This window comes from Clostridium sp. KLE 1755 (genome assembly GCF_000466465.2).
GTDB classification, from domain to species: Bacteria; Bacillota; Clostridia; order Lachnospirales; family Lachnospiraceae; genus Eisenbergiella; species Eisenbergiella porci.
In genome coordinates, this window is sequence record NZ_KE992693.1 from 317,618 (window position 1) to 334,764 (window position 17,147).

18 protein-coding genes are annotated in these 17,147 nt (G+C 50.1%); 1 reads left to right on the forward strand and 17 read right to left on the reverse strand.

Annotation, left to right across the window (positions count from 1 at the left end; translation table 11 throughout):
- The 5 genes from HMPREF1548_RS10900 to HMPREF1548_RS10920 all read right to left on the reverse strand — a co-directional run.
- A partial coding sequence (locus HMPREF1548_RS10900) for a CpsD/CapB family tyrosine-protein kinase (RefSeq protein ID WP_021636129.1) occupies nt 1-600 on the reverse strand: 600 nt, incomplete at its 3' end.
- Between the two features lie 115 nt (nt 601-715).
- Nucleotides 716-1,453, reverse strand: a complete 738-nt coding sequence (locus HMPREF1548_RS10905; protein WP_021636130.1) for a YveK family protein — start codon at nt 1,451-1,453, stop codon at nt 716-718.
- Nucleotides 1,454-1,637: 184 nt separating this feature from the next.
- Nucleotides 1,638-2,441 carry a CpsB/CapC family capsule biosynthesis tyrosine phosphatase gene (locus tag HMPREF1548_RS10910; RefSeq protein WP_021636131.1) on the reverse strand — a complete coding sequence of 268 codons (804 nt, stop codon included), beginning with the start codon at nt 2,439-2,441 and terminating at the stop codon, nt 1,638-1,640.
- Nucleotides 2,442-2,469: 28 nt separating this feature from the next.
- Nucleotides 2,470-2,904 (reverse strand): helix-turn-helix domain-containing protein, encoded by a 435-nt coding sequence (locus HMPREF1548_RS10915; RefSeq protein ID WP_021636132.1) that lies wholly within the window; start codon nt 2,902-2,904, stop codon nt 2,470-2,472.
- Nucleotides 2,905-3,240: 336 nt separating this feature from the next.
- The gene (locus tag HMPREF1548_RS10920) at nt 3,241-4,416 is read right to left on the reverse strand and encodes a tyrosine-type recombinase/integrase (RefSeq protein ID WP_021636135.1); all 1,176 of its coding nucleotides are present in this window, start codon (nt 4,414-4,416) and stop codon (nt 3,241-3,243) included.
- Nucleotides 4,417-5,326: 910 nt separating this feature from the next.
- Here HMPREF1548_RS10920 and ytvI point away from each other — a divergent pair.
- The gene (ytvI, locus tag HMPREF1548_RS10925; protein WP_330413801.1) at nt 5,327-6,394 is read left to right on the forward strand and encodes a sporulation integral membrane protein YtvI; all 1,068 of its coding nucleotides are present in this window, start codon (nt 5,327-5,329) and stop codon (nt 6,392-6,394) included.
- An 86-nt stretch (nt 6,395-6,480) separates the two neighbouring features.
- Here the strand turns inward: ytvI and HMPREF1548_RS10930 are convergent, their stop codons facing one another.
- The 12 genes from HMPREF1548_RS10930 to HMPREF1548_RS10985 form a co-directional block, all read right to left on the reverse strand.
- The gene (locus HMPREF1548_RS10930) at nt 6,481-6,759 is read right to left on the reverse strand and encodes a type II toxin-antitoxin system HicB family antitoxin (protein ID WP_021636140.1); all 279 of its coding nucleotides are present in this window, start codon (nt 6,757-6,759) and stop codon (nt 6,481-6,483) included.
- A 185-nt stretch (nt 6,760-6,944) separates the two neighbouring features.
- A complete protein-coding gene (locus HMPREF1548_RS10935; protein WP_276946535.1) occupies nt 6,945-9,239 on the reverse strand; it encodes a penicillin-binding transpeptidase domain-containing protein in 2,295 nt (764 codons plus the stop codon).
- Between the two features lie 237 nt (nt 9,240-9,476).
- On the reverse strand, nt 9,477-9,821 hold the full coding sequence (locus HMPREF1548_RS10940; protein WP_021636142.1) for a hypothetical protein: 345 nt from the start codon (nt 9,819-9,821) through the stop codon (nt 9,477-9,479).
- A 221-nt stretch (nt 9,822-10,042) separates the two neighbouring features.
- A complete protein-coding gene (locus HMPREF1548_RS10945; RefSeq protein WP_021636144.1) occupies nt 10,043-10,660 on the reverse strand; it encodes a precorrin-8X methylmutase in 618 nt (205 codons plus the stop codon).
- A gap of 14 nt (nt 10,661-10,674) precedes the next feature.
- Entirely contained in the window at nt 10,675-12,174 is a 1,500-nt protein-coding gene (locus tag HMPREF1548_RS10950; RefSeq protein ID WP_021636145.1) for a cobyric acid synthase, read from the reverse strand.
- A 21-nt stretch (nt 12,175-12,195) separates the two neighbouring features.
- On the reverse strand, nt 12,196-13,257 hold the full coding sequence (locus tag HMPREF1548_RS10955; RefSeq protein ID WP_035321799.1) for a pyridoxal phosphate-dependent aminotransferase: 1,062 nt from the start codon (nt 13,255-13,257) through the stop codon (nt 12,196-12,198).
- A gap of 78 nt (nt 13,258-13,335) precedes the next feature.
- Entirely contained in the window at nt 13,336-14,304 is a 969-nt protein-coding gene (gene cbiB, locus HMPREF1548_RS10960) for an adenosylcobinamide-phosphate synthase CbiB (protein WP_021636147.1), read from the reverse strand.
- A complete protein-coding gene (locus tag HMPREF1548_RS10965) occupies nt 14,265-14,888 on the reverse strand; it encodes a histidine phosphatase family protein (RefSeq protein ID WP_021636148.1) in 624 nt (207 codons plus the stop codon). Before HMPREF1548_RS10965 ends, cbiB begins: the two co-directional genes overlap by 40 nt.
- 141 nt (nt 14,889-15,029) lie before the next feature.
- Complete coding sequence (locus HMPREF1548_RS10970) at nt 15,030-15,407, reverse strand: bifunctional adenosylcobinamide kinase/adenosylcobinamide-phosphate guanylyltransferase (RefSeq protein WP_025489577.1); 378 nt, start codon at nt 15,405-15,407, stop codon at nt 15,030-15,032.
- Between the two features lie 115 nt (nt 15,408-15,522).
- A complete protein-coding gene (locus HMPREF1548_RS10975) occupies nt 15,523-16,305 on the reverse strand; it encodes an adenosylcobinamide-GDP ribazoletransferase (protein WP_021636150.1) in 783 nt (260 codons plus the stop codon).
- Nucleotides 16,302-16,904: a bifunctional adenosylcobinamide kinase/adenosylcobinamide-phosphate guanylyltransferase gene (locus tag HMPREF1548_RS10980; protein ID WP_021636151.1), complete on the reverse strand. Its 603-nt coding sequence runs from the start codon at nt 16,902-16,904 to the stop codon at nt 16,302-16,304. Before HMPREF1548_RS10980 ends, HMPREF1548_RS10975 begins: the two co-directional genes overlap by 4 nt.
- Nucleotides 16,898-17,147: nicotinate-nucleotide--dimethylbenzimidazole phosphoribosyltransferase (locus HMPREF1548_RS10985; protein ID WP_021636152.1), on the reverse strand; the 250-nt coding region annotated here is incomplete at its 5' end. The genes HMPREF1548_RS10980 and HMPREF1548_RS10985, both read right to left, overlap by 7 nt.

The window sequence follows — 17,147 nt, forward strand, 5'->3', positions numbered from 1 at the left end:
CAGGATCCGGCAGTCCACCTTCTCCAGCTGCTCCTTCACCTTCTGCGCAAACTTATAGCTGATTGCGCCGCTTTCAATCACAACTACCGTTCCATCGCAATACTGTGCGGCAACTGCCCCGTCAATTACGCTTCCCAGCGGCGGCGTATCTACAATCACATAATCGTATTCATTCCGTAGATATTCCAGCAGCAGACGAAATGCATCGTTCCCCAACAGTTCACTGGGATTAGGCGGCACTGGGCCGGAAAAAATAACAAAGAAGTTCTCAATATTTGTCCTGCATGTGATATCCTGAATTGAGGCCTGCCCGCTCAAATAATGAGACAGTCCGTACCTGGAAGCATTCGTCTTATATCTTCCCTTCAGTACTGATTTTCTCAAGTCTGCATCCACAAGGACCACCCGCTTGCCGCCTTCCGCAACCGACAGTGCCAGCTGAAAGGAGACGCTGGTCTTTCCTTCATTCGGCGTACAGCTGGTTACAGAAATCACCTTCCTGTCCCTGCCGGAAAATTCCAGGTTCGTCCGCAGTGTCTTATAGCTTTCCTTCGTCCGGAAATCCAGTTTCTCTATTGCATTAAAATTTACCGTCTGCATTCTTTCTCCGCCTTCTTTTTTCTTTCGTTTACAAGCCGCGTATGATAACAGCAGAAAAAACTTCTTCTCGTTCCTGCCCGCCTTTTTCTAAATCATCGTTGTTCCAGCTAACTTTCTAGCTTCTTTTTACTTTCTTCTTTTTCTTTTTTCCTTCGCTTTCCCCTTCATTTAACGGAATTACCGCCAAGGTAGAAAGCTGCAGATACTTCTCCACATCCTCCGGGGTTTTCACCGTGTCATCCATCAGGTAACGGACCAGCACAACAGCGATTATCAGAAATACCCCAAGCAGCCCGCCAATAAACGTATTCTTCAATACGCTGGGACTCGCCTTTTTCATCGGCATGTTTGCAGTCTCCGCCACATTCACCGCCTGGATGTCCATCACGTTCATGATATGTACTGCGGCAGCCTCCCGGATCGCATTGGCCATTTTCATCGCCATTACCGGGTCGGAATCTTTTACTGTAATCGCCAGAATACGGGTATCCGTCGGCGTAGTAACCGAAACCTTTTCCTTCATCTGCTCATACGTCAGATCAAGCCCCATCCCCTGTACCACTTCTTCTAAGACAAACCGGCTCTGGATCAACTCCGCATAGTCCTTCGTCAGCTGTGTACCCAACTGGATATCCGAATAAGTAACCGAAGCATTTTCCTGTTTATTCAATATATATATCTTAGTAGTGGACTCATAAGTAGGCGTCACCAGCAGCTGCGTAAACAGAAAAGTGCCCAGCGCCACCATGATTCCCACGGAAATAATCAATGCCAGATTATGTATCAGCACCAGACAGATTTCCCATAAATCAATCTCAATTTCATCCGTCTGGCGTATTGTATTCTCTTCCATTCCTTGCTTTCTCCCATCCTGTTTCTTATCTGATAAAGTTTAATATCCATTGACTGTGATTAACATTTGACCTGTCTGCATAATCAATTTACAGTATCTATCCGTATTTTCTATTTGTACTTTCCATCTGTATTTTCTATCTGTACTTTCTATCTATATTTCCTATCTGCATTTTCTCTCTGCGCTAAATCACCCTGTCCTCCAGTACCGCCTGCGGGTTCCCAATCAAAAGCTTATCTGCATAATCCTTCCCAAGCCTTTTCTGTATCCATTCGGCGCATTCTCTCAGGCGGGGGCCCCGCCTGCCTTCACTCCGGTGGGCGTCCGTCCCTACAAAATCAACGGCTCCCTGCTTCAACAGCTTCCTTGTAATCGCTTTCTCTCCAAATCCATGCTCCCCCATGACGCTCGCTGCATTTATCTGAAAATAACACCCGGTATCCTCTTTCAGCTCCTCTGCTTTCTGCAGATTCTTCACCACATTCATGTATCTCTCCACATGTGCCACCACCGGCCAGTATCCAAAAGAAATAAGCCGGTTTAAAGCATCCCGTATATACCCAAAGTCCTCACCGGGCAGGAATTCCACCAATACATAATGAGAATCCGCCAGTGTCCTGATTTTTCCCAGCTCCAGCAGTTCTCCCAGCCCATGTCTGTAAAAAATTTCATTTCCCGGAAACAGTTTTACCGGAATTCCTTTTTTATCCGCCTCTTCCTGAAGCAGAACCATCCGCCTGATAATTCCTTCCGGAGTGACACATTTTCTGTCCGCCTTCTGGTGAGGTGTCAGAATCATTTTCCGGATACCTTCCTCTGCCGCAATCCTCAGCATGTCCAGCGCCATTTCCATCGTTTCCGCCCCGTCATCCACCATCGGCAGCACATGGCAATGAATATCAGTAAATCCTTGAATATCTTCTAACCCATGGATATCTTCTAATCCATGGATATTTTCTAACCCCTGGATATTCTCTATTCCACCCATACCAACTATTCCATCCCGTTTCCTGTCTCTATCCGTTTTTCAGGCCATCTAACTGCCCATCGCCATCCGTCTGCAGTTCCTCTTCCTTCAAACCCACATCACTGCAGGCAATCAAAAAAGTCCGCAGCACCTTCGCCGCATACATCCGCTCCCGCTTTGACACACTGTTCAGCAGCTGATATACCGCCTCAGATTCTTCTGTCCGGTTTATTTCCCTGTCTTTGACCGCCCTGTCATCATCTTCTTTCCCAAGAATCAGGTAATCCAGGGACATATGGTACAGTCTGGAAATTGCGATCATCGTTTCCACCGACATCCCGCAGTTTCCCCTTTCAATGTCCGCATAATAAGTAGGCACACGTCCCAGCTGTTCCGCGGCTTCCTTCATTGTGATTCCCAGCTGTCTGCGTTTCTCACGGATCCGCTTTCCAGCCGCTTTTCTGTCATACGTATCTTTTTCCATTGTTTCCCACCTTCCGGCGTTCTTTTTTCTGGTGTACAATCGTTATATTCTGTTATTGGCTTATAAGGCGTCTATTGCGGGAACCTCTGATCAAAAAACAGTTCCGGCAGTTTATTTTCGCAAAATCTATCCTTTTGCGAAAAAGAACCGCCGGAGCTGTTTTCTACACTTCTGTTGAATTAATGACCATTTTTTTGACGGCTTCTGAAAACCTGTCTGCCTGATGATACGGAATTCCGGCCTTTTTATATTTTATGGCCGGATACGTCTGGAAAAACAGGCATGACAAAAAAACTTCCGCAAAGGTTCCATTCAACCTGTACCGGAAGCGGTTATTCAGGCCGCCATTTTATATCCTGACATCAGCATTTTTTTCCGTTCCATATCCGAGTGCACATAAATACGCATAGTCGTGCCCACATTGGAATGTCCCAGCAGTTCACTCAGCGTCTTCATGTCAAATCCCTGGGAAATACAGTTTGTGGCAAAAATATGGCGCAGCATATGAAAATTGAAGCCTGGGATCCCCAGTTTTTTCAGGATTGCCTGAAAACGGTACTGCAGCGTGCGCGGTTCTGTATATTCCTTCCTTATCCCCTTCAGTACATAGCCTTCCTCAGATATTTGGCCGCTTTTCCTGGCGGTTTTCAGCAGTTCCACAAGGAATCCCGGCAGAGGGATCTCCCGGATGGAATTCCTGGATTTCGGCGCGGTTATAATCACCCTGGTTCCGGTCTTTCCCGCCATGCCAGCTTCGTCTGCGGAGGAAAAAGTTCGTATTCTCTGCATTGTTTTGCGTACTATGATACTTTCTTTTTCTAAATCAATGTCTTTCCACTGCAGTGCGCAAAGCTCGCCAATCCGGATTCCGCTGCAGCCCGACAGCAGCACCCCCAGGCTGGTCAGATCTCCTTCCTGTGCGCTTTTTATAAGGTGTTCCTCCAGTTTTTTAAGTTCGCGCCCTTCCGGCGGCTGCGGAATCTGTGCTTTAGCCGGGGAGGTAACCGAGGGCAGCTCCGGTCTGTTGCAGCGGAATTTTTTCCCCAGGAAATGAAAAATCTGGCTGAGCAGGATGAAAATCTGATGAAGATAGGTTTCGGACAGCTTTTTTTCCTGCGCTGCGCAGGCCTGTCCGCGCAGGACTTCAAAATAAGCGCGCCAGGCTTCCTCATCAAAACCGGAAACCGCCTGTCTGCCGATGACTGGCAGGATATGTTTCTCCGCAATGGAACGGTAGGTAGCAAATGTGGATTCCTTCCATTTCGTCTGATTCTCCTCCATCCACAGGCGGACGGATTCCCGGATCGTAAGCCCCGGCGGCAGCATGTTTTTTTTTCCGCCTGCCAGGCAGGCATCTCTCTTTTTAATAAGAAGCTTTTCCTTCACTTCCCTGTAGGTTTTCCCGTAAACCGAACGGTATCTGGCTCTTCCGTCCGGGAGCCTTCCCGCACCATACCTTCCTTCCCATCGTCCATCCTTCCTTTTATAAATGTTCTCTCCTTTTCTTGCCATAATGTCCTCCCAGAATCTGACGAAAAATTTGACGGCTTATAAATCAAAAAGGTATCAATGGCAATTTAGGTCCCCGGATTATCTGTATATCATTTTCATTTAGCCTTTATACAGGCACGCTGTTACCTGTATTATAAATAAGAAACGCAAAAAATGACATTTAAGTATTATTTTATACTCATTAATTGACAAAATATAAAACTTGTCTTACAATAAATTCCAGTGTCGAGTTTAAATTGCCACGAAATACCAGTTTTAAACTTATATTCATTTTCGCATAAGGATAGAATTTACGAAAGCGTTTTTACGGTATTCAGTATATATTTGAATTAATAATTCCAGCTATCTGTAAACAGGCCGAATAAAAGGCCTGTTTTTTCAGTATTTCAGGGGATTTTAGAAATCCGGTAAATAGGAAGCCGATTACTGCGCTGCCCTTTTAGCACAAACTGCCGGCAGATAACAAATGTATGTTTTAAACTGACCACAAAAAAATTAATTCCATATAATATAGATTTATGCTTTTTCCAATAATCAATTTCTCCCCTATGGAGTGGGAACAGGAAGCTCCTGTGTTAAATCTGTGTAAAAAATTCCCTTTTCATCTTGCCACCCCTTTACATATCCTTTACAATGAATAAAAATGGTACCCCGGGAGAAAAATTATCGAATGACAACCAGGCCGGCCGCTCCCCCGCGGCTTGATACACAGGATTTTAACGCAGTTCCCATAAAACATGCATAACCTCTGCCCATTATGGCAGGGGCTGTGCTTTTTTTGTATTTCCGGCAAAAAAGCCGGTCTGTTGGTCATGATTTTTGAATAGACTCAGATAACCGTTTAAATACCGGGTAAACTGATTATAGAAAGGACAAGGCAGGGCGCATGACGGCCCTGCCGATGATAAAAATGGAAAAAAAGAAAGCTTTCCTCATTAATTTTCTCTACTATGCACTTCTTTTGTGCGCAGCATTTGTCGTCCTGAAATATGGGCTGCCCCTACTGGCTCCCTTTGTAATTGCTTTTATTCTGGCCTATTTATTAAGAAAACCTGTTTTATTTTTATCCCGTAAGCTTCATATTCCCCAGAAACCAACGGCGATCCTGCTGGTACTTATTTTTTATTCCACCATAGGCTTGCTGCTTTCCCTTGTGGGCATCCGCGCATTTTCTTCAACGAGGGATCTGGTGCTGAATCTGCCGCAGATTTACGCCCGGCATGTGGAACCGGTATTAATGGGGATTTTCGGGAATCTGGAGCAGGCTCTGCAAAAAATGGATCCCTCCCTGGTTTCCACCCTGGAAGATCTTTTTAACCAGTTTACACAGTCGTTAGGACAGATGGTATCCGGCCTGTCCGTTGGCGCCATGGGAACCATCTCCGGAATTGCCTCCTCCTTGCCGGGACTTTTCATCAAGCTGCTGCTTATGATTATTTCCACATTTTTTATTGCCGCGGATTACGAGCTTCTCACTGGTTTCTTTTTGAAACAGCTGGGCGGAAAAACGCAGAAAATTTTTATGCAGGTAAAAGAATATGTAGTGGGAACCCTTTTTGTATGCATCCGTTCCTACGCTTTGATCATGTCAATTACCTTCGTGGAGCTTTCTCTTGGGCTGACGGTGATTGGTGTGAAAAATTCGATATTGATTGCTTTCCTGATTTCGGTATTTGACGTCCTTCCGGTTCTTGGGACAGGGGGAATCATGATCCCCTGGATGGTGATTTCCGCGCTGACCGGCAATTATTCCCTGTCTCTGGGGCTGCTTATTGTCTATCTGTTTATAACGGTCATCCGGAATATCATCGAGCCCAAAATCGTCGGCAGCCAGATCGGGCTTCACCCGGTGGTAACGCTGGCAAGTATGTTTGCAGGGGTCCAGCTGCTGGGTGTTGTGGGCCTGTTCGGCTTTCCAATCAGTCTTTCCCTGCTGCGTCACCTGAACGACAACGGCACCATCCATATTTTTAAATAGCAGGGCAAAAAAATAACCTGCGCCTCATGTGATATGCCCCTTGTCAGGCAGACAAGGGGCATATCAATGGGGCAGCCGGTCTTTTATCAGTCATTGTCGGGAAGCAGCTTGATTCTCACCAGAATCCTTCTCACGAATTCCCCTTCCTTCAGTTCAATATCATCCTCGTGCGTCTGCGGGGGAAGTTCGCATTCTTCCTCTTCCATTTCCGCACAGATCCAGTTATATGCTGCATCAGCAGCATTATCTATCGCATCCTCCAGATCCGGTCCCTGTGCCTCACAGCCTTCCAGATCCGGAAATGCCACGTAATAGCCTGCTCCCTCCTTTTTGGGGGTAAAAACTGCCGGGTACGTAAATGTCATCTATATGCCTCCTGATTTTCAGCCTTCCCCGCCTCCCTGAGGAAGCGGTACGGCTTTTATTTTCTGTTATCCTGTACCATTATAATTTCAGCAGGGGGCCTTTGTCAAATAGTTATGTTTCCCATAGCCCTGTTTCCTGGCGCTGTGGCAAAATCAGTTTATATCCTCTTATGACGTCCGATGAATTATTCTCTGCTGAAATAGTAATTGAGGACCTCCTTTGATTTACCCACCACGTAACCGCTGCCGCCTCTGCCTTTTACATCCTCCGTCATAGTAAGAAGAAGAATCGGCCTGTCCGCATTTTTCTGAGGCGTGAATACGCAGAACCAGCCCAGCTCCGTACCTGTGGTATCCGTTTTGGACTGTTTGATTTCTGCGGTTCCTGTTTTTCCGGCAAGCAGGATATCCTCCCGGTAGGCGCTACGTCCGGTTCCATGGGGAGAGGCGATTACCTGTTCCATGGCCTCTTCAATCAGGCGGGCCGTATCCTGGGTATAGGCCTGCTCCAGCCAGAACTCAGGCTTGGCATCCGACTGGTAGCGCAGACGCGGCCTCAGCACGTTTCCGTCGTTGGCAAAGCCTGTGTAAAGCGCCGCCAGATGGATCGGGTTCACCAGAACCTGTCCCTGTCCATATCCGCTGTCCGCAAGCTGAATTTCCGAATCAATTCCCTCTTCATTGGAATACTGTGACGGGGCAAGGGATATTTCAAAGGGAATCTCCTGGCCGAAGCCCAGCTTATCCAGGGATGCTGTCAGATCCTTTTCCCCGATGCGCAGAGCTGCCTTGGCAAAATAAATATTGTCAGAATAAATCAGGGCATTTTTCAGGACAACCGGATCATAGGCATGGAGGGTTGTTACATAATAATTTCCCCAGCTGGCATCCTTCTGCCATGACAGGCCGACATTGCCGTAATCCTCGTTGGGATCAATGGCTCCTGTATCCAGGCCGATGGCTGCAATGACGGGTTTAAAGGAAGAGCCCGGACACAGCTTCTGCCGGAAGCGGTTATAAAGGGGCATCCTTTCATCCTCATTCAGGCTGTCCCAAAGCGTCTGGGACATGCCATAAATAAAATCCCTGCTGTCATAGGAAGGCGTGCTTACCAGGGCAAGGATTTCCCCGGTGTAAGGATCCATGGCTACGGAGCAGCTTTTATCCTCCGCATAGGCTTCGTACAGAACCTGCTGGAGTCCGGCATCTATGGTGAGCTGAATGGTTTCCCCGTCCCTTTTTGTAATCCGGGCAAGCGTGGCTTTTTTATTTCCCTGTTCATCCACGATGCTTATCTCACAGCCGTCACGGCCCTTCAGTTCTTTTTCATAGAGAAGCTCCATGCCGCTGCGGCCGATAACGCTGTTTGACCGGTAGCCCTCCCCGGGATGTTTTTCCAGATCCTCCGCCGTCACCTGCTGGATGTAGCCGGTCAGATGGGCGGCCGCTTTTCCCAGCGGATAGTCCCGTATCTCCACATCTGTTATCAGCACACCAGGAATCGCCAGCAAGGCGTCCTGCAGCTCTTTTTTCCGGATGGTTTCCTCCGAAGGGTATTCCGCCATCAGCTCCTGGTCGGTCAGCTTCTGGATTGTCTTAATCGGAACAAAGGAATCCGGTTTCACCCATTTGGCCGACAGCTTCTTCCGTATACTCTCTGTGGAAACCCCGAGAAGCTCTGCCAGGCGTATGACGGATTCGTTCTCTTCCTCCGCCTCCACAGCTTCAGATGTGTCTTCCACCCGGCTTTGCGCAGTTTCGCCGCCCGACTCAGCCTGGCCGTCCGTCACCTCAGTTTCATCCGGCAGCCCTTCTTCATTATCCGGCATTTTCCCGGGCACCAGGCCCACCGAAGAACCCGTACCCCGGCCTGCAAGAAGCCTGCCATTCCGATCCACAATCGTTCCCCTGGCAGCCTCGTCTCTTGTGACCTTCACCTTGTCATAGGCCGTCAGTCCAGGAAAAATCAGGCTGTCCTCCCAGACAAGCGCATAAGGATATCCTTCCTCTTCGCCAGTCCTTTTCAAAAAAACAGCCTGGTTGGAAAAGGAAATTTCTCCGGCCACACTATCCATTGTCGTATCATAAAAAACCGTCGCTGCCTGGCTTCCGCTTTCCTGGGCCTGTGTTACCGTTATCCGGACATCCGCCGCTTCAATTCCCTCATAAATCTTCTTGTTACGTTCTGCAAAGGCCTCCTCTGAAATCCCGCTTCTGGTCTGGGCATCCAGCATATGGTACATTTCTTCATATTTTCCGTCTTCAATACAGGCCATATAATATAGAAGCAATTCTTCCGGCGTCTCCGGTTCCTTTTCCGCCTTTTCCTCTCCAATTGCAGGCAGAAGCTTCTTCACTCCGTTAAAAATCAGGACTCCTGCCCCCACAACGATTACAACAGCCGCCAGAAGGAGAAAAATTCTTTTCATCCGCATCATTCCGGCCCGGTTCCTCCTGCGTCTTCTCCGTTTCCTTTTCATATCAGCCTCCATTTGATTACATATGTAAGATTTATCTTTAAAACAAAACCGCCACACGGCGGTATCCTTTTTCCCTTCGCCAGGCTGCAGCATATTCTGCGCGAAAGCCGCGGCCAACAGGAACAATGCCACTTTCAGATACTGTTTTCCCCAGCCCTCCGGCGGCAATTTCTTTTATTATCCTACCTCCGGGAAATTCATATGTCAATATAAATTTCCCGGATATTATTTGGGCCATTAAAATACCAGAAAACCGCCGATGATTCCAAAAATAAAACAGATTGCCAGGCCTGCAATAATAAGATTCCTCATAAACCTGATATCCCCTGCGATTTGATGTATATCATGATACAATGGATGATTCTGTGTAATTTCAATTTTTTGCGTTACTGCCTTCTCTTTGTTTACCTGTTCTGTAATTTTCTGGTAATATTTCGTCCTGTCAGAATTTAATACGTCCCTTGCCGCTTTTTTAGCCAGTTCTGTATAATCGCCCTCCGACGAAATAATCCTTTCCAGCTCTTCCTGGGATTTATCACTATATTGCCTGAATAATGAATCATATTCTTTTGACGGTTCCATAAAGTATCCTCCTGCCTGATAATATTTTTTCGTTTACGTGTCATTTTACCTGACGGATTTTTTCTGGAAAAGCTATTCCCATGGAAAATCCTTCGTTCATACTTTTAATCCTATCAGAAAGGAAGAGTTTTTTCATCCTTTTTTACATAATTCTCAGTAAAAAAATAATGTCAGCTCCGTATCGTTTTTGTATCGGCCGGAAGGGTCGGGAGAATCAAAAATTACAGCTGATAAATCAACGCATTACAAATCGCCGCAGCCACATTGCTGCCGCCCTTCCGGCCTCTCGCCACTATCACCGGCACGCCTGCTGTCAGGATCAGTTCTTTCGCCTCCACCACATTGACAAATCCCACCGGTACGCCGATAATCAGCCGGGGACGGATTTTTCCCTCCTGTATCAGTTCATAGAGACGTATCAGGGCAGTAGGCGCATTGCCGATGGCAAAAATAAAATCCTCCTGCATGGCGGCCGCTTTATCCATGCTCACGGCGGCCCTGGTGGTCTGTTGTGTCAAAGCAGCAGCGGCCACATCTTCATCCGCCATAAAGCAGTGTACCTTTCCTCCGTACTGCTCCAGTTTTTTCTTATTTATGCCCGCTCTTCCCATATTTGTATCCGTAATGATGGATACGCCCTCTCTGAGGGCCTGCAGTCCCTTTTCCACCGCATTTTCGGAAAAAAACAGGGTATCCGCATAGCTGAAATCCGCTGTGGTATGTATTACTCTTTTAATAATGGGCTTCAAAACCGGATCCAGCTCTCTTCCCAGTTCCTCTTCAATAATTTCAAAGCTTCTTTTTTCGATCTCCCCGGGGCCAATCTGATTCAGATTCATTATATTTTCACTCCTTATTTCAGTCCGATTATCCGCCGGACCGCATCCATATCCATGTGGGCCCGGATGACATCCGCCAGGATATCATACTGTTCCTGCCTGTAACCTGCCAGATCCCTGTAGGTGCCCGGAGTCATGCCTTTTTCCAGAAAAACAGGATTCAGAAGGCCCTTCAGCAAACCGGGGGCGTCCAGTATTCCATGAATATACGTGCCGCATACGTTCCCTTTGACACAGCCGTCCGGATACTGTTTTCCGGTAACGCAGTCCGTCACGCTGGCAAAACGTCCGCAGGTTTCCAGAAGGCAGGTTTCTCCCATATGGATTTCATAGCCCTCTGCCGATACGCCGCTCATTCCCTGATAGATGCCCTCTATTGGTTCCACGCGGCCCTCCACTCTGGTGCGATGCTTCCTTTTGCCAAATGTTGTGGTGACGGGAAGCAGTCCCAGTCCGGCCAGTTCGCCGCCGTGCTCACAGCCGTCCGGATCCAGCAGACGCTGTCCCAGCATCTGATAGCCGCCGCAGATGCCAAAAATGCGGCAGCCCTCCAGGGCGGCTTTCTGTATGCCCGCTTCCAGGCCGTTCTGTCTTATCCACAGCAGATCCGACATGGTATTTTTGCTGCCGGGCAGGAACAAAATATCCGGTTTTCCCAGCTCCTCCGCCGTATTTACATACCGGACGGAAACGCCCTCGCAGCCCTCCAGCATGCCGAAATCCGTAAAATTGGAGATATGCGGGAAACGGATGACCGCCGCATCGATCCCTGTGCCGGTCTGTCGTCTGTCAAGCCGTTCCGAAAGGCTGTCTTCGTCGTCGATATCCAGCTTCGTGTAGGGAATCACCCCGGTTATGGGAATACGGCATTTGTCATACAGCTGCTTCAGTCCGGGATCCAGGATGGTTTTATCCCCCCGGAATTTATTGATCACAAGTCCTTTAACCCTGGCCCGCTCCTCTTCCTCCAGAAGCCAGATGGTACCCAGCAGCTGGGCAAATACGCCGCCGCGGTCGATATCCCCCACCAACAGCACGGGCGCGTCAACCATGCGTGCCAGTCCCATATTGACAATATCATTATCCTTCAGGTTGATTTCCGCAGGGCTTCCCGCGCCTTCTATGACAATCACGTCAAAGCTTTTATCCAGTTCTCCGTAGGCCTTCATAATAGAGGGAATCAGGCTTTTTTTCATGCGAAAATACTCCTTTGCCTCCCGGTTTCCCAGGACCTCGCCGTTTACAATCACCTGGGAGCCCATATCACTGTTGGGTTTGAGCAATATGGGATTCATCCGGATATCCGGTTCAATGCCGGCGGCCTCCGCCTGCATTACCTGGGCACGGCCCATTTCCAGTCCGTCCCTGGTAATATAGGAATTCAGAGCCATGTTTTGTGACTTAAAGGGGGCGACGCGGTAGCCGTCCTGATACAGAACGCGCAGAATTCCTGCGGTCAGGATGCTTTTTCCCGCATTGGACATCGTCCCCTGAATCATCAGATTTTTTGCCATACCTTTTCCTGCCTTTCTTTATTACAGCTCTTTTGCAAGCTCGTCCAACACCTGAAGCAGCGCTTCATTTTCTTCCCCTGTACGTACCGCTATCCGGTAATCGCCAGGTCCCAGACGGCGGTAATTCTCACAGCTGCGGATGGCGAAGCCCTTTCCTGCAAGCAGCCTGTCCAGGCCCGGCACGCCCTCAAAAAAAATAAAATTCGCACAGGGCGGATAGATACGGTATATCAGCTTATCTCTTTTTTTCAGGCCTTCTATCAGACAGGCGCGCTCTTTTTCCAGATATCCGATGGTTCTCTCCCGATAGTCCTCTTCACGCAGCGCCGCCAGGCCGGCCAACTGGGCAGGGACAGATACGTTCCAGGCCGGGAGCTGACGCCTGATTTGCCGGATAACCTCCCTGTCGGCGCAGATTCCGTAGCCCAGACGCAGGCCCGGCATGGCATACAGCTTGGTAAAGGCGTTAATTATCAGGAGATTTCCATAATCCCTGTAAAAACGCTTCATACTGATGTTCTCATAATCCCTGCAAAAGGGCAGGAAAGTTTCATCCGCTGCCAGCCAGATTTTTTTCCGGGCCGTCAGCCGGAGCACCCGTTCTGACAGCTTGGGATCCATGCAGTTTCCCACCGGATTATTGGGATTACACAGAAACAGCAGGCTTCCGGAGGGCTGCTGTTCCAGGAACGTAAGCAGGCCCTCATCTGCCTGAAAGCCGTTTTCCCGCCGTAAAGGGAAACACCTCACAGGACAATCCGCCGCAAGGAGCGCTCTTTCGTATTCGGAAAAAGCAGGGGCAAGAATCAGCCCGGCCGCAGGCTTAAGCGCACGGACAGCGGCATAAATCAGCTCCGAAGCGCCGTTGGTGCATACAAGCTGCGCCTCCTTGGCCTGCCACTGCCGGGCGATGGCCTCACAAAGGGTGCGGCTGGTTTCTTCCGGATAGCTTTCCGCCCGTTTCCATTCCCTCTGCAGCACCTGCGCTGCGGTATCCGGCATTCCCAGTGGATTGATATTCGCAGAAAAATCATAGCTTATGTTTGTGCCGCCATTCCGGCCGCCGTGTTCAAAAAAATCCATATCTGTTCCCGCCTGTTTTTTCTTTCTTCCTTTGCCCATTCATCGATAGGTTCCGGTCATAATCCGGAGGGCAGAATTTTATAATCCCCAGCCTCCGCAAAGTGTCCACCGAAGCAGCAGCCCTGCCAGCCAGATTATCCCTGCGGATACGTACAAAAGCCGGTTGGCTCTGACGATATCCTCCGCCTCCACGCAGCGGCGGGCGTCCCCGATAAAGGGTTTTTTAACGGTTTTCCCAAAATAAACCGCATCTCCTGCCAGCGCCACGCCCAGCGCGCCTGCGCATACCGACTCCGTCTGCGCCGAATTGGGGCTGACATGGCAGAACCGATCCCGTTTCCAGATCCGGTATGCCCCTGCGGCATCCAGGCCGCACAGACGGGAGGCTGCAATCATGGCCCAGGCCGCCAGACGGGAGGGGATGAAGTTGACCACGTCGTCCAGACGGGCCGCCGCCCTGCCGAAATACAGATATTTTTCATTCTTATAGCCCAGCATGGAATCCATGGTATTCACTGCCTTGTATGCAAAACCGGCAACAGGCCCGCCAAGCAGGAGAAAGCATAAAGGGGCAATGCTGCCGTCGGAGGTATTCTCCGCCACGGTTTCCACCGCCGCCTTAATGATCCCTTCCTCAGATAATACCGCGGTATCCCGTCCCACAATCATGGAAACGGCCGTCCGCGCTTTTTCCACATCCCCCTCCCGCAGCGCTTTGCAGACCTTCATGCTCTCCGTCTTCAGGCATTTGGTGGCAAGAATCTGGTAGCACATGAAGGACTCCAGCACAATTCCTGCCGCGGGATGTATCCGGCAGGCAAGGAAAAGCAGAGCCGCCGGAACCAGGGCGGACAGCAGCACCATAATACACACAAGGAGCAGGCCGGAACAAAACTGCGCCTGCGGCGACTGCCCGGGGCGGCGCAGCTTTTTTTCCAGCAGGCCTATCCCCGCCCCCATGGCACGGATGGGATGGGGCATCCAATAAGGATCCCCGAAGAGCAAATCTAAAATAAATCCTGCGAATATTGCAATGGCTGTATCCATGAAAGCCTGATCTCTCCTTTACCGTTCTTTTCCACCGGGCAGCAATAGCCCTGGCCATTGCCGCACTGGTAGTCATAATAGTCCTTGCCCTCCGTTCCGAAGCGGGAAAGCAGGGCCATTATCGTCCCTCCGTGGACAATGCAGGCCGCAGTCTGCGGTTTTTCCTCCTCTTCAAAGCGGGCAAGCAGCTGTCCCAGCCCCCGTGCGCACCGCTCCCGGAAGCTTTCCATGCTCTCTCCTCCGGGAAAAGGAAGGGCGCCGCCGCTGTCAATCCAGGCCTGATACAGCGGATTGCCTGATAGTTCTTTATAATTTTTCCCTTCGAACTGGCCGAAGCTGCATTCGCGGAAGGCTTCGATTATCAACGGTTCCTGCCCGGGATACAAAATGGCGGCAGTCTCCAGGCAGCGAACGAGCGGGCTTGAAAAAAGGAGATCCGCAGCGGGATACAGGCCCCTTTTTTTCTCCTGGTTTAATACTTCCCGCCCTATGGGACACAGCTTCTCGTCCGTCATGCCGATATATCTTTTTTCCCTGTTTCCCGCCGTCATGCCGTGGCGGATGAGTATGAGCTTCCTGATCATGTGTTTCCTCCTCTGTTTGGCAGCTTCACAGTTACTGCCAAACCCATCCCAAATCGCCTTAAGAGATGGGATTTTAGCACTCCTGAATCACTTTCATACGGTCAGCCCGGCCAATGCACGTGCTGCCGAAACGCTGCAGCTTTACTTCAGGCGCTGTGGTATGCCGCAGATAAGGCGCTCCACATGCTCTGCCCGTTCCACTACCCTGCACATGATCCGGCCCACGTTTTCCCTGTAATCCCTGTCGCTTTTTTCCAGCGGCACAATGCCGCAGCCGATCTCATCGCAGATAATTATCACTTCCGGATTTTCCCGGCAGATGCGTTCCGCCGAACGCAGGGCGGCGGCTGCATCTGCCCCGAAACGGCCCAGATACAGATGAAAATGATCGATAATTTCTGCCCGCAGGCACTCCTCCTGCGCAGCATATTTACCATCTGCGATTTTTGTCTTTTGCGGATATTTTTCCCTCACAAAGGCAAGCTTTCCCTGTGCCCTTCCTCCGATATAAACTTCCATTTTAACTCCCTGGCTCTCCATCCGCGCTTCCGGGCCTCACTTTGCCGGCAGCCCGAATCCGCACTCTTACGGTCAGAAGCAAAGCTGTGACCTGACGTTACAAGTTACAATTCCCCTACAAAACCTGCAGCAGGCATAATAGGGCAGGTATCACGGCGCTCATCCATTCGGCGCACAGCAGAAAACAGCCTGCCAGATCCCCGGTGATACCGCCGAATTCCTTCTGTGACATATGCCTGTACCACAGGAATACCGCCAGATTCCCAGCCGCGGCAAGCGCTCCTCCCACCGGGGATGCAAAAAGCAGGGCCAACAGACAAACAGCCAGCAGGAAAAGCAGGACCAGGCGGACACACCTTTTATGGGCGGTGGAGGAGAACGCATAAAGAAGTCCTTCCTTTTTCGCCGCGGGAAAATAAACCAGGCTCAGGCCGCTCAGCGTTCTGGACAGCAGAAAGCCAAGGCAGAAGCACAGGACCGCCCTGTCACTTTTCAGCTCGGATATGCCTCCCAGATAAGTAAGGTAATACCCCAGCAGACAAATGACTGCAAAAGCGCCGATATGGGAATCCTTCAGTATCCGCAGCTTTTCCTCCCGATCCCTGTAGGAATGCAGGGCATCCATGGTATCCATAAAGCCGTCCACATGGATGCCGCCCGTAAGAAACAGCGGAATGGCCGCCATGCCGGCCGTATAGAAGAAAGCTCCTGCATTGATACCTCCGCACAGCCTGTACCAGGCATAGCATAACGCACCTGCCACAGCTCCCACCAACGGGAAAAAACAGATGACATATTTCCGGTTTTCCTCCGACCATTCCGCCTGGGGCATGGGAATTTTGGAATACATGGAAAACGCAATGGCAAAGGAGCTGCCGATGGATTTTATTTTCTTCATGCCTGATCCTCCTGCATTTCACAGTTTTGTCTGCAAATCTGCCTGATTTTTTCCTGTTCTCCGCCTTTTTTCAGCGACAGAGGAATTCCGTACACCACTTCCCAGACCTCCTCCGCCTTCCTGCCAAGGCGGCAGTTCACCTCTCCCAGCTGGCGGATATAATCCAGGGTGCCTTCTTCGTAGGCAGCGCCGTCGGAAAATACTTCCCCCGTCACAATCACCAGATGGCGGCATTTGGAGTACAATGCTTCGATCTGGCGCAGAATACGGCGCCAGGCCTCTTCCCCGCCGCCTTCCTTTTCTTCCGGAGGATCCAGGGAAAACATTTCATTTGCCATCAGGTTGCTCATGCATTCCAGAAGCACCGTGGCATCCTCTCCCGGCTCCGCCCTGTCCACCCGGACAGGCCGTTCTATGGTTTCAAAGCCTTTGCCGCGCCGCAGCTGTCTGTGGCGCTCCACCTTCTTTTTCCCTTCCTCGCCATATACCTGCATGGTGGCAAGGTATACAAGCTCTCCCCCGGCAGCAAGGGAAACGGCTTTCTGTTCTGCGAAGGCAGATTTGCCGCTTCCGCTTCCTCCCGTTACCAGGATCAGCATTCCGGCCCCTTTCCCGCGCCGTAATCCTGATAGGCGTCCATCTCCAGATCCTCAAAGGTCGCATTTTCCCGGTATACCTGATATGCCATATCAAGAAGAGGGAAAAAGGATACGGCTCCCGTTCCTTCCCCCAGCGCCAGATTGGCATGAATTATGGGCTTTAGCCCCAGCTCTTCCAGAATCGCGGCCATGGCAGGCTCCTTTCCCAGATGGGACGCCAGCAGGTAATCCCGTACCTCCGGA

What these genes read in the sequence shown, in the direction of transcription:
- HMPREF1548_RS10905 (WP_021636130.1), bottom strand. Translation starts at nt 1,453, where the DNA reads ATGGAAGAGAATACAATACGCCAGACGGATGAAATTGAGATTGATTTA.
- HMPREF1548_RS10910 (WP_021636131.1), bottom strand. Translation starts at nt 2,441, where the DNA reads ATGGGTGGAATAGAGAATATCCAGGGGTTAGAAAATATCCATGGATTA.
- HMPREF1548_RS10915 (WP_021636132.1), bottom strand. Translation starts at nt 2,904, where the DNA reads ATGGAAAAAGATACGTATGACAGAAAAGCGGCTGGAAAGCGGATCCGT.
- HMPREF1548_RS10920 (WP_021636135.1), bottom strand. Translation starts at nt 4,416, where the DNA reads ATGGCAAGAAAAGGAGAGAACATTTATAAAAGGAAGGATGGACGATGG.
- ytvI (WP_330413801.1), top strand. Translation starts at nt 5,327, where the DNA reads ATGGAAAAAAAGAAAGCTTTCCTCATTAATTTTCTCTACTATGCACTT.
- HMPREF1548_RS10930 (WP_021636140.1), bottom strand. Translation starts at nt 6,759, where the DNA reads ATGACATTTACGTACCCGGCAGTTTTTACCCCCAAAAAGGAGGGAGCA.
- HMPREF1548_RS10935 (WP_276946535.1), bottom strand. Translation starts at nt 9,239, where the DNA reads ATGAAAAGGAAACGGAGAAGACGCAGGAGGAACCGGGCCGGAATGATG.
- HMPREF1548_RS10940 (WP_021636142.1), bottom strand. Translation starts at nt 9,821, where the DNA reads ATGGAACCGTCAAAAGAATATGATTCATTATTCAGGCAATATAGTGAT.
- HMPREF1548_RS10945 (WP_021636144.1), bottom strand. Translation starts at nt 10,660, where the DNA reads ATGAATCTGAATCAGATTGGCCCCGGGGAGATCGAAAAAAGAAGCTTT.
- HMPREF1548_RS10950 (WP_021636145.1), bottom strand. Translation starts at nt 12,174, where the DNA reads ATGGCAAAAAATCTGATGATTCAGGGGACGATGTCCAATGCGGGAAAA.
- HMPREF1548_RS10955 (WP_035321799.1), bottom strand. Translation starts at nt 13,257, where the DNA reads ATGGATTTTTTTGAACACGGCGGCCGGAATGGCGGCACAAACATAAGC.
- cbiB (WP_021636147.1), bottom strand. Translation starts at nt 14,304, where the DNA reads ATGGATACAGCCATTGCAATATTCGCAGGATTTATTTTAGATTTGCTC.
- HMPREF1548_RS10965 (WP_021636148.1), bottom strand. Translation starts at nt 14,888, where the DNA reads ATGATCAGGAAGCTCATACTCATCCGCCACGGCATGACGGCGGGAAAC.
- HMPREF1548_RS10970 (WP_025489577.1), bottom strand. Translation starts at nt 15,407, where the DNA reads ATGGAAGTTTATATCGGAGGAAGGGCACAGGGAAAGCTTGCCTTTGTG.
- HMPREF1548_RS10975 (WP_021636150.1), bottom strand. Translation starts at nt 16,305, where the DNA reads ATGAAGAAAATAAAATCCATCGGCAGCTCCTTTGCCATTGCGTTTTCC.
- HMPREF1548_RS10980 (WP_021636151.1), bottom strand. Translation starts at nt 16,904, where the DNA reads ATGCTGATCCTGGTAACGGGAGGAAGCGGAAGCGGCAAATCTGCCTTC.